This window comes from Gardnerella phocaeensis, from assembly GCF_048545075.1.
Classification (GTDB): domain Bacteria; phylum Actinomycetota; class Actinomycetes; order Actinomycetales; family Bifidobacteriaceae; genus Bifidobacterium; species Bifidobacterium vaginale_J.
Window position 1 is genome coordinate 32,269 of the sequence record NZ_JBKQXS010000006.1, and the last position, 14,903, is coordinate 47,171.

17 protein-coding genes are annotated in these 14,903 nt (G+C 40.5%); 2 read left to right on the forward strand and 15 right to left on the reverse strand.

Translation table 11 applies throughout. From position 1 onward, the window contains the following. Positions 1-79: 79 nt before the first annotated feature. Together ACJV2T_RS05570 and ACJV2T_RS05575 are read left to right on the forward strand one after the other, a co-directional pair. On the forward strand, positions 80-427 hold the full coding sequence (locus ACJV2T_RS05570; protein ID WP_119487198.1) for an RNA polymerase-binding protein RbpA: 348 nt from the start codon (positions 80-82) through the stop codon (positions 425-427). Then, the gene (locus tag ACJV2T_RS05575) at positions 420-1,154 is read left to right on the forward strand and encodes an HAD hydrolase-like protein (RefSeq protein ID WP_410299648.1); all 735 of its coding nucleotides are present in this window, start codon (positions 420-422) and stop codon (positions 1,152-1,154) included. Before ACJV2T_RS05570 ends, ACJV2T_RS05575 begins: the two co-directional genes overlap by 8 nt. 697 nt (positions 1,155-1,851) lie before the next feature. Here ACJV2T_RS05575 and ACJV2T_RS05580 read toward each other — a convergent pair. The 15 genes from ACJV2T_RS05580 to ACJV2T_RS05650 form a co-directional block, all read right to left on the reverse strand. Next, positions 1,852-2,457, reverse strand: coding sequence for a MerR family transcriptional regulator (locus ACJV2T_RS05580; protein WP_064340297.1), 606 nt, complete (start codon positions 2,455-2,457; stop codon positions 1,852-1,854). After that, the gene (locus ACJV2T_RS05585) at positions 2,435-2,875 is read right to left on the reverse strand and encodes an FHA domain-containing protein (RefSeq protein WP_004108920.1); all 441 of its coding nucleotides are present in this window, start codon (positions 2,873-2,875) and stop codon (positions 2,435-2,437) included. The genes ACJV2T_RS05580 and ACJV2T_RS05585 overlap by 23 nt, the downstream gene beginning before the upstream one ends. Before the next feature lie 18 nt (positions 2,876-2,893). Next, positions 2,894-3,730: a DUF881 domain-containing protein gene (locus ACJV2T_RS05590; RefSeq protein WP_119526595.1), complete on the reverse strand. Its 837-nt coding sequence runs from the start codon at positions 3,728-3,730 to the stop codon at positions 2,894-2,896. Positions 3,731-3,733: 3 nt separating this feature from the next. Beyond that, positions 3,734-4,066 carry a small basic family protein gene (locus tag ACJV2T_RS05595; RefSeq protein WP_004106615.1) on the reverse strand — a complete coding sequence of 111 codons (333 nt, stop codon included), beginning with the start codon at positions 4,064-4,066 and terminating at the stop codon, positions 3,734-3,736. Between the two features lie 2 nt (positions 4,067-4,068). Continuing rightward, positions 4,069-5,118 carry a DUF881 domain-containing protein gene (locus tag ACJV2T_RS05600; protein WP_415682971.1) on the reverse strand — a complete coding sequence of 350 codons (1,050 nt, stop codon included), beginning with the start codon at positions 5,116-5,118 and terminating at the stop codon, positions 4,069-4,071. Between the two features lie 19 nt (positions 5,119-5,137). After that, positions 5,138-5,743: a CDP-alcohol phosphatidyltransferase family protein gene (locus ACJV2T_RS05605; RefSeq protein ID WP_415686838.1), complete on the reverse strand. Its 606-nt coding sequence runs from the start codon at positions 5,741-5,743 to the stop codon at positions 5,138-5,140. A 120-nt stretch (positions 5,744-5,863) separates the two neighbouring features. Beyond that, positions 5,864-6,529, reverse strand: coding sequence for a ribulose-phosphate 3-epimerase (gene rpe, locus ACJV2T_RS05610; protein ID WP_419399381.1), 666 nt, complete (start codon positions 6,527-6,529; stop codon positions 5,864-5,866). A 78-nt stretch (positions 6,530-6,607) separates the two neighbouring features. Beyond that, the gene (gene lgt / locus ACJV2T_RS05615) at positions 6,608-7,525 is read right to left on the reverse strand and encodes a prolipoprotein diacylglyceryl transferase (protein ID WP_419399382.1); all 918 of its coding nucleotides are present in this window, start codon (positions 7,523-7,525) and stop codon (positions 6,608-6,610) included. A 42-nt stretch (positions 7,526-7,567) separates the two neighbouring features. Next, a complete protein-coding gene (locus ACJV2T_RS05620; protein WP_415682968.1) occupies positions 7,568-8,599 on the reverse strand; it encodes a phosphatidate cytidylyltransferase in 1,032 nt (343 codons plus the stop codon). A gap of 33 nt (positions 8,600-8,632) precedes the next feature. Further along, the gene (gene frr, locus ACJV2T_RS05625) at positions 8,633-9,187 is read right to left on the reverse strand and encodes a ribosome recycling factor (protein WP_004106603.1); all 555 of its coding nucleotides are present in this window, start codon (positions 9,185-9,187) and stop codon (positions 8,633-8,635) included. Between the two features lie 19 nt (positions 9,188-9,206). Further along, positions 9,207-9,956, reverse strand: a complete 750-nt coding sequence (pyrH, locus tag ACJV2T_RS05630; protein ID WP_415682967.1) for a UMP kinase — start codon at positions 9,954-9,956, stop codon at positions 9,207-9,209. A gap of 175 nt (positions 9,957-10,131) precedes the next feature. Further along, entirely contained in the window at positions 10,132-10,983 is an 852-nt protein-coding gene (gene tsf / locus ACJV2T_RS05635; protein ID WP_415682966.1) for a translation elongation factor Ts, read from the reverse strand. Positions 10,984-11,083: 100 nt separating this feature from the next. After that, positions 11,084-11,902: a 30S ribosomal protein S2 gene (rpsB, locus tag ACJV2T_RS05640; protein ID WP_119526583.1), complete on the reverse strand. Its 819-nt coding sequence runs from the start codon at positions 11,900-11,902 to the stop codon at positions 11,084-11,086. Positions 11,903-12,211: 309 nt separating this feature from the next. Continuing rightward, a complete protein-coding gene (locus ACJV2T_RS05645; RefSeq protein ID WP_415682965.1) occupies positions 12,212-12,700 on the reverse strand; it encodes a peptide deformylase in 489 nt (162 codons plus the stop codon). A gap of 63 nt (positions 12,701-12,763) precedes the next feature. After that, positions 12,764-14,803: an AMP-dependent synthetase/ligase gene (locus tag ACJV2T_RS05650; RefSeq protein WP_415682964.1), complete on the reverse strand. Its 2,040-nt coding sequence runs from the start codon at positions 14,801-14,803 to the stop codon at positions 12,764-12,766. Positions 14,804-14,903: the final 100 nt, after the last annotated feature.

Genomic DNA, 14,903 nt, shown 5'->3' on the forward strand with positions numbered 1-14,903 from the left:
TTTTGTATATATAAATCGTTTTTATATATATAGTCCGTGCAATTCGGTAATTTTATAAAGTACTACACAAGGAGATACTATGGCAGAACGCAGTTTACGCGGTATGAGCATTGGTGCGAAATCATTAGAATCTGATGATAATGTAGATTTCGCGGCACGAAATGATGTTGTGTATGTGTGCCCAAAGGGACATCGCACGATTCTTCCTTTTGCTCAAGGCGCAGAAATTCCTGAAGAGTGGGAATGCCGCTGCGGCACGATTGCACATCGCGAAGGCGAAGATGATCGCCCAGATGATGATTTCAACAAGCCGTCTAGGACGCATTGGGATATGCTGCTTGAACGTCGTAGTGAAGAAGAATTAAAAACTTTGCTCGACAAGCGTCTAAAAATGCATCATGAGGGCTGGATTCCTGACTATGAGTGAATTCTCAGTGCCTTCAGGATGCACTAGTCGTCGCATTATTCTGCTTGATCTTGATGGCACATTAACAAAGTCAGATGCTGGTATTATTACTTGCGCAAAGCTTGCATTGAAAGAATTGAAACAGCCTATACCGGACGATGCTGAAATGCACCGTTTTATAGGTCCTTCAATTTTAGAATCTCTTCAACGCAATAATGTTCCTGAATCGCTGCTAGCAAAGGGACTTGCTACGTATCGCAAGTATTATTCTGAAGTAGCAACTTTTGACGATCCTAATAATCCTGGTAAAAAAATTCCAGGATGCCTACTTAACAAAGTATACGATGGAATACTTGAGCAACTCACAAAACTTCGTGAAGCTGGATATTATTTAGCAACCGCATCTTGCAAGCCAGAATATCAAGTAAAGCCTATTTGCGATTATTTTGGTTTGACGAAGTATCTTGACGGAATTTATGGCGCCAGCAAAGATATGTCGCGTATTAGCAAAACTCAAGTTATTCGTTATGTTTTTGATGAGATTGATTACAATCCAGAAAAAGGCGACAGAGCTTTGATGGTTGGAGACCGCTGGACTGATGCTGACGGAGCAAAAGATTGCGGCTTGGATTGCTTGGGATGCGCATGGGGTTATGCTGAGCCTGGAGAGCTTGAAGCACACGGATCTTACAGAATTATTGATAGCGTAAGCGAATTAAGCACTGCAATTTGCGAATATTTCGCTTAATCTAATCAGAATTTTGTCGTAACGGCTTTTTCTTTACACGTGCGTAAAGTTTCGGTCGGATTTTAGTGAGAAAACGACAGTTTCTTTACATGCGTGCACAGTTTCTGTCGTTTTTTGGCTGTATTCCGACATTTACTTTACAACGCTGCACAGTTTCTGCCGGTTGAGCTTATTATTTAACTAAATTTGCTTGATATTTATCCGATAATGTATGTTATGTCAAATTAGAGATAATAATCAAACGCAACCAGCAAAATCTCACACTACTGTCAAATAATATCCTTACGATACTTCTTGCTAAATAATCTAAGACTTGCAGCTTCGGTACGCGCAAAATAGCATTGCAAAAATATTAGCAAAAATAAGCACGATAATAATCGCATATGACGCAATTAACGTCGATCTCATTAATAACCAATAATCGTCACAAACAAATCCAAAATCGCGAACAATATGAAAAAGCATGTACGCAAGCATTGCGCAAGGAAGCCCACAACAATGTGTAATAACAATACTCCAAGGCATTAAACCAATAGAATTTCGCTTCTTATTACTATTGCTAATATTATTTGATTTCAAATAAGCATTTTTTCGAAATTTTACTAAAAAACGCACGCAAGCAAATAAACTATATAAAAACAATGCTACTGAAGCAAACCAGCAAATAACATCGATAATAACAACTACAAACATGCCATTATCCCCACGTTTCCTGAACAAGACTCCATGAGTTTGAAGATGTATGAGAAGTAGGTTTTGAATAAGATTTGCGAGTAGACTTACTACTTTTTTCTTCAACTTGCGTAGCGTCAACAGAATTTTCAGAAGATAAGTCCTCTTCAACTCTAGAAACAATGCGACCAACAGCAATAGCAAATACTGCTAAACCAGAAGCAAGCATACGACGCATATTATCTTGATTCTCATCGCACTCTTGAACAGACTGACCATCACAAATAATAGTCATATTTCTCAAACGCTCTTCTGAGTATCGATTAAGAAAAATAATAGCCGTAGTAACATTAACTAAATTAACGCCAGCATCGAGCAACCTTTTAGCTACAGCCATAATCGCAATATCCTTAAAAGAATACAAACGACGAGAACCAGAACCGCTAGATGCGTGAATTGAAGGCTCTATAATGCTTTTACGAGCCCAATAATCGAGTTGCCGGTAAGTAATACCGGCAACCTTCATAGCGACACTACCACGGTATCCTGAAGCGTGATCAGCAGACAAGGAAAAGTTAAAAAGCTCCCCCTGTACTGCATTAATCACATTATCGGACTGTGACTGCGTCATGTGCGAAAAATACCAGTCTGAATTTGCCAATCATAATTTCATCGCCATTATGCAGCACTGATTCATCAACACGTTCACGATTTACATACGTACCGTTTAGACTTCCAGAATCTGAAATGCTAAACACGCCATTATGGCGCTTAAACACTGCATGCGCACGCGAAACAGTAGAATCGTCTAACAAAATATCAGCATGCGAATCGCGTCCAACTGTTACTAAATCTTCATCGAGAAGATAGCGAGAACCAGACACTGCTCCCCTAGTTGAAATCAACAACGCAGTACCAGGAAGTAATTTCGCTATAGTATCAAAATCATCCTGTTGCATAGGACGATCTGAAGTTGTATTCATTGGAATATGAATAGCTGGCATACCAATAATAGTGGTTTCGCCAGCTGTAGGAATCGGTTCAGTCATACTTGCTATTCTACCTTGTTACTCGACTGGTTTTGCATATTCGTACTGTTTTGGTTCGCGTGTCGAAGTAATTTCTACTTCATCAGGCACTGAAACCATTACAGAAGAACCAAATTTAATTTTTAAACGCGACCCAACACCGCCTGCAATATTAACAGCATTTTGCAAATTCTGAGGGTCACCAATTGCTTTCACAATATAAGGAGGATCAATCATAATATTGTCGCATATAAGACCATGCTTAGTTTGCGAAATATAGCTTGAAGTAACTATTCTCACACCGTTAATAGACATAACTTCTACGCCAGCATTTCGCAATTCCTCTATTAGCTGAAACATCGTAGCGGCATCAATATTCTCTTTTTCGCCTGCAGTAATGTGAACTACAATACCTTTACCTACTGCCGGCAGACGTCCAGAAATAAGACCATTTGCTTGAGCATTCTGCTGAGCAATACGACGAGCTTCATCTTGTTTATCTACTGCTTCACGCAACGAATTGAGCTGACCTGTTAATTCACTTTTTCGGCTTTCCAAACTTTGAATTTGAGAATGAGTTTCTGTAATAAGACGAGTCAACTCCTCTTCGCTCATTGTTTCATACAAAAGTGAGTTACTACGATTAACTTGAATCATGTACGCAAAACCTAATAAAGCGCAGAGCAACATCATTAAAAAGCCCGTAAATATACGCGCTCGAGTCACGTGACCACTTAGCGAAGATTTTACTTTACGATGAACTGCTGGGAAAGATCCAGTTTGAGTTTCATCACTTTCACGATCATGCGCTTTTTGACGACGCATTTTATGAAGAATATCATCATCTTGTGGAGAATGAGAAAACATTGAAACCATATGCTAACTCCTGAAGATGAAACGACGAATTGCAGAAACGTTAGAGAAAATACGAATTCCTAAAACAACGATAACTGCAGTTTGCAATTGTGCACCTACGCCAAGCTGATTTCCAAGCAAAACAAGCAACGTAGCTGCTATAACGTTTGAGAAGAATGAGATAACAAAAACTTTATCCGAAAAGTTTCTTTCAAAATATGCACGTGCAGCACCAAGCAACGCATCTAGTGCTGCAACGACCATAATAGGTAAGTAAGGCTGAATGACAATAGGAATATCTGGATGAACAACAACTCCAATTAATACTCCCAAAATTAATCCAAAAATCGCTGCCATGCTTATCTCCTAATTCTCTCGTTGGCAAAACTAATATCGCCTGTGCTTGCTGCACTTAGTCGTATAACTCTCGAAGGTGAAACCTGTGGATTAATGCCTGCATTAACTAAAGATGCGTACCATTTCATGCGCTTCATATCATTGCATTGTTTAATCAAATCATCAGAATCGCCAATAACTTCAATAACATATGGGCTTTGAGTTTGATTAACTCCAATAAGAATAGTTTGACCAGCAACACGAATAGAAGTTTGTGCTCCGAGTCTATGCCCGTTAACGGAAATAGCTTCAGCGCCTGCTTTCCACAATAATGACACAAATTGTTGAATATCACGATCTGTAACTAATCGCATTCTTGCGCCGTTACTTTCGCGAGGTAAAGAACCGCTATTCACATCGCTCGAAGCAGAAATAGGATTAGCAATAGTTAAAGTAATCCCAGAACCTTCTACAGCATGAGTGCCATTAACCATATCATCTGATTTACTAACTTCATCCTCTTCAGGCGTAGTAATTTTTTGCGACTCATGATCTACGTTATTTCTCAATGACGTTACTTCTTCTACAAGCTTATCGAAACGAGACGTATAACCAGACAACTCATTAGCTAATGAAGAACGTATTGCTTTTCTAGGATCAGTGTGCAATTTGCGAACAAACTGGCTACCAACAGTACCAATAGAAACACACAATAAAAATACTATGGCTCTAGTGAACCACAGATTAAATAGTTTAACAGGCTGTTTACTTAACCTTGCATCCATAAACATTGGATCAACTGGACGATTAGTTAAATCATCAATAAGACGCAAAGCATAGTCATCAATATAACGGCTACGATCATGATTGTGAGCAAAACCACTGGGAGACATTACAACGTGATGCGTTGAAATACCAGTAAATGAGTGCGAGAATAATGCCCTACGCCTAGTTAACGACATTCCATCAGGAGCATCAAAAGATATTGGCATAGTGCTTTTGTGAGACGTATGCTTTACATCTAAATCTTTAATACTATCTTTTAAACTAACAAATTCATCTTGCTTAGTCATATGTGCGTACACGCCTTATTTAGTTTTTTCTTGACTTAGCAAGTAGTAAATAAGCTTGCATATAGTAAAGCAAGCCAGCATACCAATATAGAGCAATACCCCACACTCCACATGCAAGTGCAGCAGCATAAAGCACGAACATAGACTCAGTAGATACAGCATAAACAATCATTAAAGAAACGATTGAAAGCATAAGAAGCGCTGTGCCAGCTTTACCTACGAAGTTAACAGGCAAAGGACCGTAATCTCTTTGCGCAAGTACTATTACAAGTACAGCCATAATAGCATCACGCAATACTACTAATAAAAGTGCCCACCAAGGGATAATCATTGCAATAGCTAAAGCTAGAGTACTGCAAAAAATCAATAGACGATCAGCTATAGGATCAAGAATTTGACCCAACTTACTAACTTGATTCAAAGTACGAGCAAGATAACCATCAAGACAATCAGAAAATGCAGATATTGCTAAAACAATAAGAGCAAAAGTCATTTGATGCTGTGTAATAAGCCAAGCAATATACGGAATTGAACATATGCGCAAAAAACTGATTAGATTAGGTATTGTCAAAACTCGATTCATTGCTTCAGGACTATATTCCTGATTAATAACGAACTTAGTCATAATATCTTCCTCATCGAAATCACTCAACTAATCAGCATATATTCGCATCAAAAACTCGCTTGTTGTGCAATACTTAACATGTTGGGGACATATTTCATGTCCCCAACACACATCTAATATTTATTCACGCCAAGCAGCTTTAGCAGTATTACGAATAGCTTCAATCGCTTCTTTAGGACTTTCTGCTCTATAAACTGCAGAACCTGCAACAAGCACATCAGCACCAGCTTCAGCAACTATTGCTGCAGTCGAAGGGCTAACTCCTCCATCAACCTGAATATGAGTCTGCAATCCGCGACGAGTAATTTCGTCACGTAAACGGCGAACCTTATTCATTTGATTAGCTAAGAACTTCTGTCCACCGAAACCAGGCTCAACAGTCATAATAAGAACCATATCGAATTCATCAAGAATATCGAAAATAGGTTCAACTGGTTCCGCAGGGCGCACAGCAAAGCAAGCTTTACAGCCCATATCGCGAAGCTGACGAGCTAATCTCACTGGAGCATGAGTAGCACCCATATGGAAACTCACAGAAGCAGCTCCAAGCTTAGCGTATTCTGGAGCCCAACGATCTGGATCCTCAATCATCAAATGTACGTCAACTGGAAGTTTAGTAACCTCACAAATTCGCTTAACAATTGGTTCACCCAAAGTCAAGTTAGGTACAAAGTGATGATCCATTACATCGACATGAACAAGATCCGCATTAGATATTGCATCGAGGTCACGCTCAAGATTGCAAAAATCTGCGGAAAGAATGCTAGGTGCTATTTGTATATTCATGTGTACTATTCTAGAAAATGCAAGCGACTAGTTTTATAAAACAAGATTTTTAAAATTGCTTTTTCAAATACTTGAATCTTACTTACTAGAAGTGTTCTGAGACTCACGTTCTCTTTCGTCTGAAGTTATATCTATAAGTCGTTCAACAAGAGACTCACGAGTACTAGTACTATTTTGCAGCAAAGCAAAAGCAACAGTTGCACAAATGAATACGATAATAGAAACCCAAACATTAATGCGCACACCTAAGAAAACATGTGAAAAATCAATTCGCAATGCCTCAATCCACACGCGTCCAATTGTGTACCACATAACATAAAGCGCGAATACAGAACCGGCTTTTAACTTCTTAGCTATAACTTTTCCAAAATAAATAAGCAATGCAGCACCGATGAAATTCCAAATCATCTCGTACAAAAATGTTGGATGGAATAATGTTCCAGCCGGGCAGGTTAAACCATCGTAGCAGCGCTCAGCATGACCAATAGCTTGAGTGGCATTATAGTTTAATTTCAAACCCCAAGGCAATGTTGTTGGAGCTCCATAAAGTTCCTGATTAAACCAATTTCCAAGTCTACCTATGCCTTGTGCAATAAGTATTGCAGGAGCGGCACAATCAGCTAGTAATCCAATAGGATATTTACGATACTTGCATAAAGCGCAAGCAGCTAATGCGCCTAAGAATATGCCACCCCAAATTCCTAGACCACCGTTCCAAATTCTAAAAATTTCTAAGAAATCACCATGAGATCCAAAGAATCTTTCTGGAGTTGTAATTACGTGGTACAAACGCGCACCAATTATTCCAGCAGGAAGACTGACTAAAACAAGATCAAGTATCTGGTTAAAATCTCCTCCAAGACGTTTCCATCGACGCGTAGTAATCCACATTGCAATCAAAATACCAGCAAGAATACTAAGAGCGTAAAACTTTATGTTTACAAAGCCAAGAGAAAATTGCGAAATACTTGGCGACGGAATAAAACTGACTGTCATGGCGTCGATATTAGCCTAAGCCCACGATTGTGACAGATAAATTTAGAAATGAGCAAGTTGCAAAAGCACAAGCAGCACAGGACCGCACAGCAAAATAGAATCTACTCGGTCAAGAACACCACCATGACCTTTTAGCAAATGTCCCATGTCTTTAATACCAATATCTCTTTTAAGCATAGAAGCACACAAGTCACCAAATGTGCCAACAATTCCAGAAGAAATACCCATAACTAATGGCATCCACCAGAAATTGAACCAAGAGGAACCATAAAAACCTGCAATAATTGCGTATGCTCCTATAATCGCAAAAAGCATTGAGCCTATTAAGCCCTCTACAGACTTCTTAGGAGAGATTCGCGGAGAAAGCTTATGTTTACCCAACCACGCACCAGCAAATAATCCGCCAGTGTCACTTAATGCAGGTAAAAATACCAAAAGCATAGCGTGAGCAACTGCGTATTTTGTATTTGTAAGAGCTAACACAATGCAAGAAGCTAAAAGTGGAATGTACAACACTACGAATAGCGAAACAGACATATTCGTAAATAAAGTATGCTCGTATGATGAGCGGTTAGAACCATCGAGCTTTTTTTCTACAGCTTGCATCGTTCTATTTGAAATAGTGCTGCTAAGAGTCGCACAAATTACTGTAAGAAGCAAAGATGCAGTAATTCCACTAGCCATAGCAACAGCATGCCATTTTGCATAGTAGGTTGCAAAAATAGTTACAAGCGAACATATTGATAACGTCACGAAAGGAATACGCAAACCAAGAGTTGCAAAATCAACATGTAATTCCCACAATGCCAGAACCATAAAAATGGCCATAAGCACTATAAAGACATCAATGCTAATAATTAAGCAAGAAACAATTGCTACAACTAGTATTGCGGCAGTAGCAATTGCTTGAGGCATATTCCTGCCTGTGCGACGATTAATATCACTTAAAGTTTCATGGGTGCCATGTGTAGCAGTAGCTGCTTTGTCAGAAGATAATCTTACTTCTGATGCAGTTTTTTCAGCGTCTGCTTTATTGACTCCATTGGCAAAATTATGCTGTTTTAGTTGACTCATACGGCACCCATTCAGTTTGAAACTACAAAAATCTCAGACTTCCATAATTTCTTTTTGCTTACCTTCAAGCAAAACGTCTAAAGAATCAGTAACTTGCTTAGTTACTTTATCAAGCTCTTTTTGTAAACGATCGCCTTCATCTTCGCCAAGTTCACCGTCTTTAACAGACTTGTCAATAGATTCCTTAGCTTTGCGACGAATATTGCGAACTGCAACTTTGCCTTCTTCTGCTTTATTCTTAGCAAGCTTGACGTATTCCTTGCGACGCTCTTCCGTAAGCTCTGGCATAGTAACACGAATAACATTGCCATCACGATTAGGGCTTACGCCTAAATCAGAATCGCGAATGGCTTTTTCAACAGCATTCGCTTGAGAAGCATCAAAAGGCGTAACTGAAAGGGTTCTAGGCTCTGGAACACCAATAGATGCAACAGCTTTAATTGGAGTTGGAGCACCATAATAATCAACCATAATTCCGTTTAGCAAAGCAGGATTAGCACGACCGGTGCGAATACCCATAAAATTCTCTTTAGTAGCTTCAACAGACTTATTCATCTGTTCACGGGCTTGATCAATTATTGCTGACATGTGTTCTCCTTTATAATATTTAAGCAAATGTTGGCTCTGCATTAGACACTAAAGTGCCAATAGATTCTCCAACAAGAGCACTAGTTACGTTACCTTCGCCTTCGAGACCAAAAACACGAATTTTTTGATTATTATCGCGAGCCATAGAAAGCGCAGACGCATCCATAACAGCTAAACCATCGACGATAGCACGCTTATAGTTTAATGTTAGGAACTTACGAGCAGTAGAATCTTTACGAGGATCAGCACTATATACGCCATCCACACCATTCTTGCCCATAAGAACTTCATCGCAATGAATTTCCAATGAACGTTGAATAGAAACAGTATCTGTTGAGAAGTATGGCATTCCGGCACCAGCACCAAAAATAACCACACGACCCTTTTCAAGGTGACGAATTGCTTTCAACGGAATATAAGGTTCTGCAACCTGACCCATTGTAATAGCAGTTTGTACGCGAGTTGCTTGCCCTGCTTGCTCAAGAAAATCCTGAAGAGCCAAGCAGTTCATTACAGTGCCCAACATACCCATGTAATCGCCACGGCTACGATCAATACCTGCTTGCTGCAGTTCTGCTCCCCTAAAGAAGTTACCGCCGCCGACAACAATAGCAACCTGAACGCCTTGATTGACTGCAGCTACTATTTCGCCGGCAATCCTACGAATAACATTAGTATCAATACCAACAGCGCCACCACCGAATGCTTCTCCAGAAAGCTTTAATAAAACCCTACGGGACTTTCTTTCATCCGTTTGTGCAATAGCCATACAGATTCCTCCAGTCATAACGGCGAATGAGGTATATCTTTGTCAGTTTATCTATCAATAACGACACTCAAAACGCACGTTAAGCTGGAAAATGAATATAAAAAATGGGTTGCGCACAACTTGTGCACGCAACCCTATATACAAGAACAAAAATAAATTCTTATATAATTAGTGCTTATTCAGCAGCACCCTTGCCAACCTCAACGCGAGCAAAGGCAAAAGCGGTGCCGCCAACTTCCTTGAACAAGTCACCAACGCTCTTGGATGGATCCTTAACGTATGCCTGCTCGAGAAGTACAGTTTCCTTGAAGAAGGCGTTCATACGTCCTTCAACAATCTTTGGAACAATCTTCTCTGGCTTGCCTTCAGCCAAGGACTTCTCGGTTGCAACGCGACGCTCAGATTCCAAAACTTCTTCTGGAACATCTTCGCGGCGAAGCCACTGTGCACCCATAGCGGAAATCTGCAAAGCAGCTTCGTGAGCAACCTTTGCGCCAGCTTCGTCAGTAGCAATCATGGAAACGATGCTTGGAGGCAATTCCACAGACTTCTTGTGAGCATAAATCTCAACGTGTGGACCGCTTACCTTAGCAACCTGACCAACCTTGACGTGTTCGCCGAACAAAGCTGCTGCTTCTTCAACAGATTCCTTAACAGTTGCACCATCAGCTGGAGCTGCAAGTACTTCTTCAGCAGTAGAAGCATTAGCTTCAACAGCATGGTCAAGAACAGTATTTGAGAATTCCACAAACTTTGGTGTCTTTGCAACAAAGTCGGTTTCAGAATTCAACTCAACTGCGTAACCAGTTTCGCCTTCAGCAGACTTAACAACCTTAGAAGCGATGGTACCTTCCTGAGCCTTGCGACCTTCACGCTTACCAGCTGCTTGAATACCCTTAGCGCGGATGATTTCCTTAGCGCGGGCAACGTCGCCTTCAGCTTCAGTAAGAGCCTTTTTAACGTCCATCATGCCGGCGCCAGTTTCTTCGCGCACCTGCTTAATCAACGCTGCAGTAATTGCTGCCATTTTGTTCTCCTCGTATCAATATGATTCTTAAAAGCTGCAAAAAGCAAAATCAATTGGATTTTGCAGCTTCTAAATAAGAATCTGGTTGCAAATTAGCTTATCAGGCGTTTGCCTCAGTATTTTCTTCCTTGGCAGGCTCAGCTTCAGCTTCGCCTTCCTTGGTGAGCAATTCCTTCTCCCAAGCTGCCATTGGCTGAGCATCATTACCTTCAGACTTAGCGCCCTTACCGGCATGCTCAAGCAAACCTTCAGCTACAGCATCAGCCATCAAGCTAGTCAATAACTCAATGCCACGAATAGCATCGTCGTTTGCAGGAATTGGATACTCAACAGCCTCAGGATCAGTGTTGGTATCAACAATTGCTACAACTGGGATACCAAGCTTGTGAGCTTCTTCAACAGCCAAAGCTTCCTTGTTAATATCAACAACGAACATGGCGGATGGAGTGCGGTTCATGTTGCGAATACCACCGAGCTGCTTGGAAAGCTTGTCCTTCTCGCGCTCGAGAAGCAAAAGTTCCTTCTTAGTCAAGCCGGATCCACGAACATCGCTGAAGTCCATTTCCTCAAGTTCCTTCAAGCGCTTTACGCGAGTAGAAACAGTCTGGAAATTGGTCAACATACCGCCAAGCCAACGCTCGCAAACATAAGGCATGTTTACGCGAGTTGCCTGATTCTGTACAGCTTCTTGAGCCTGCTTCTTAGTGCCCACGAAGAGAACAGTGCCGTTGTGAGCAACAGTCTGCTTGATGAAGTCATAAGCCTTGTCGATCATGTCGAGAGACTTGAACAAATTGATGATATGAATACCATTGCGCTGGGTAAGAATGAACTGCTTCATCTTTGGGTTCCAGCGACGAGTCTGATGTCCGAAGTGCAAACCAGCCTTCAGCATTTCACTCATGGTAATCTGTGCCATATCTATATACCTTTCTTGTCGGTTATTTCCTGGCCATGTCTGTTCGCATGCAACTTGGTTAACACATGTCTAAATCCAAGCCGACCGACACGAACGGACGCGTACATGGCGCGTATTTGCGAATCCGTGTAGACAATAAAAAGCGAGCAATCATACAACGCGGCAATACTCATGCTCAAAATGGACACGCAAAGAGCGATTATATCAGATACTCAATACTAAAAATCGGCATTCTTGTAGCAATAAAAGCAACAAAAACGCCGATAATTTTTAAAAAATTATTTACGCATAAAGCATAAAAACTAAAACTTAGTTACGCATATTATTGCGCAACTCACGCAACGCTTGACGGCGCACGTCCTTTTCAAGCCTATCTAAATAAATATGACCATCTAAATGATCACACTCATGCTGAATCATTCTAGCCATAAGACCTTCACCTTCAAGCACTACAGTCTTACCATCTAAATCAATTCCACGAGCTCTAGCATAATTTGCGCGCCTAGTTTTGTACCATAATCCCGGAACAGAAAGGCAACCCTCGTCGTCGTACTGCTCACCTTTTAGCTCTTCAATTACTGGATTTAGAATATAGCCGATTCGACCATTTATATTGTAAGAAAAAGCTCTAAAACTTACACCAATCTGATTAGCAGACAATCCAGCTCTACCTGGGTCATTTACCGTTTCCAATAAATCATCAACTAAATGTTTCACAGCTGGAGTAATTTCACGAATCTCATCACAAGGAGTTCGCAATACAGGATCCGGAACAATACGAATTTTTCTAATAGACACTCGATTACTCTTTCTTTTATTTAAGTAGGAATAACGAAAAACAACTACAAATATGCAAGCTCTTTACTCGACATGTTCATTATTATCACTATGCGATGTCGAAGAGGAATCTGATGAAGATTCTTCACCAAAATGCTTCAAATGATTCGCAGCTTGATCGATAGCTTGACGAACTCGAGGAGTTACAGCTTCCTGAGCTTGCTTAACAGTCTCTTGTGCTTGCTTAACAGTCTCAGTAGTTTTATCGAGAATCTTTACAGTTGCTGGCAAAGGACGAGTATTAGGCTTTGGAGCATACAATTGCGTTTCGATAATATCAGCATAGCGAGCAAGAATCTTCGGACGAACAATCTTCATACTTGGAGTCAAGGTTCCAGCATCTTGAGTAAATTCATCTTGCAAAATAACAAACTTACGAACAGACTCAGCGCGAGAAACAGTACTATTAGCTTGGTCAATAAATTGCTGAATTACTGAACGCACAGCATCGTTAGCAGCAATCTCACTCATAGTAAGGTTAACATCCATTCCCTTATTCTTTAGCCAAGAACGAACCATATCTGGATCAAGCTCAATTAAAGCAGACACAAATGGCTTACCATCGCCCACTACTACAGCATGAGAAACTAATGGGCATTGAGCAATAATACCTTCCATAGGAGCAGGACTTATATTCTTGCCACCAGCAGTAATAATAATATCTTTTTTGCGACCAGTAATAGACAAGAATCCTTCATCATCTATTGAACCAAGATCTCCTGAATGCAACCATCCATCTTCGTCAATAACTTCTGCAGTAAGCTCGGGCTTATTGAAATATCCCATAAATACGTTAGGACCTTTAATAAGCACTTCATCATCGTCAGCAAGACGAATAGTTATACCAGGACCAGGTCGACCTACAGATCCAACTTGATTTGCATGCTCAAAATTAACTACGCAAGGAGCAGCAGTTTCAGTCATTCCATAGCCTTGAATAAAAGTAATACCGTCAAGACCATTAAAGAAATGAGCCAAATCAGCATCCATTGGGGCTCCACCGCAAGCTAACCATGAAAGATTAGGGCCTAAAGCTGAACGAATAGAAGAACCAACTGTTTTCATGTACATTGCATGATTCATGCGCGCAGCAAGAGAATGGGTTTTACCTTCAACATTGTCGCGAGACCATTGAATGAAATGCTTTACAGCTTTAGCAAAGATACGACCCTTTATGCCAGCACCAGCTTTTTGTGACGCAGCGTTATAAACTTTTTCAAAAACCCTAGGAACGCCAAGTAAATACGTAGGCTTAAAACTACGCAAATCAGCCAAAAGATGCTTAGCATTAGGCACATATCCAATAACGCCATGAGCACCGATTGCAACATATTGAATGTAGCGAGCAAAACAATGCGCTAATGGAAGGAATAAAAGCAAACGATTTGGCTTGCATAGCATATCGCTAAGAACATCGTAACCAGCAAAAACAATATGCGTAAAATTACGATTTGAAAGCATTGCGCCTTTAGGTCTACCAGTTGAGCCAGAAGTGTAAACAATAGTAGCTAAATCATCTGCCTTAACAGCATCAACAGCTTTATTAAGCTCATCATCAGTAATAGATTTACCAAAATCAACAACTGCTTCCAAGCCGCCAGCTTTGAAATTAAATACAGTTTTCAAAGTTATGCGTTTATGATCCTGGCGAACACGCTCTAAGCATTGAGCATGCGCATCGTCTCCAGCAAAAGCAATAACTGGCTTAACTTCATCGATAATGTCAGCTGCCTGTAATGCTGAATCTGTTTCATAAATAGGAACGCTTACAGCACCAATGCATGCACAAGCAAAATCGGTAATACCCCACTCATAGCATGTAGCAGAGTAAATAACAACTTTGGAGCCATGCTGAACTCCGAGTGCTATTAAGCCTCGAGCTACTGCACGAACTTTCGCGAGCATTTCAGATGAAGTAACATCATGCCAACGACGAGTTTCATCGTCTTGCCATTGAGCAACCACGTCTTGTGGGTTACGCATAGCACGATTGGCGAGTAAGGAATAAATGGTATCACCGTCTTGAGTTGGGTGAATGGCTTCTACAGCAAATTCTCGGAGCATATTATTTATTGTACTTGATAACAGAATCGACACGACTGCACGAAGTACAAAAAATAATACTTAATATTGTCATTTATAAACAAACACTGATAAAACTTAG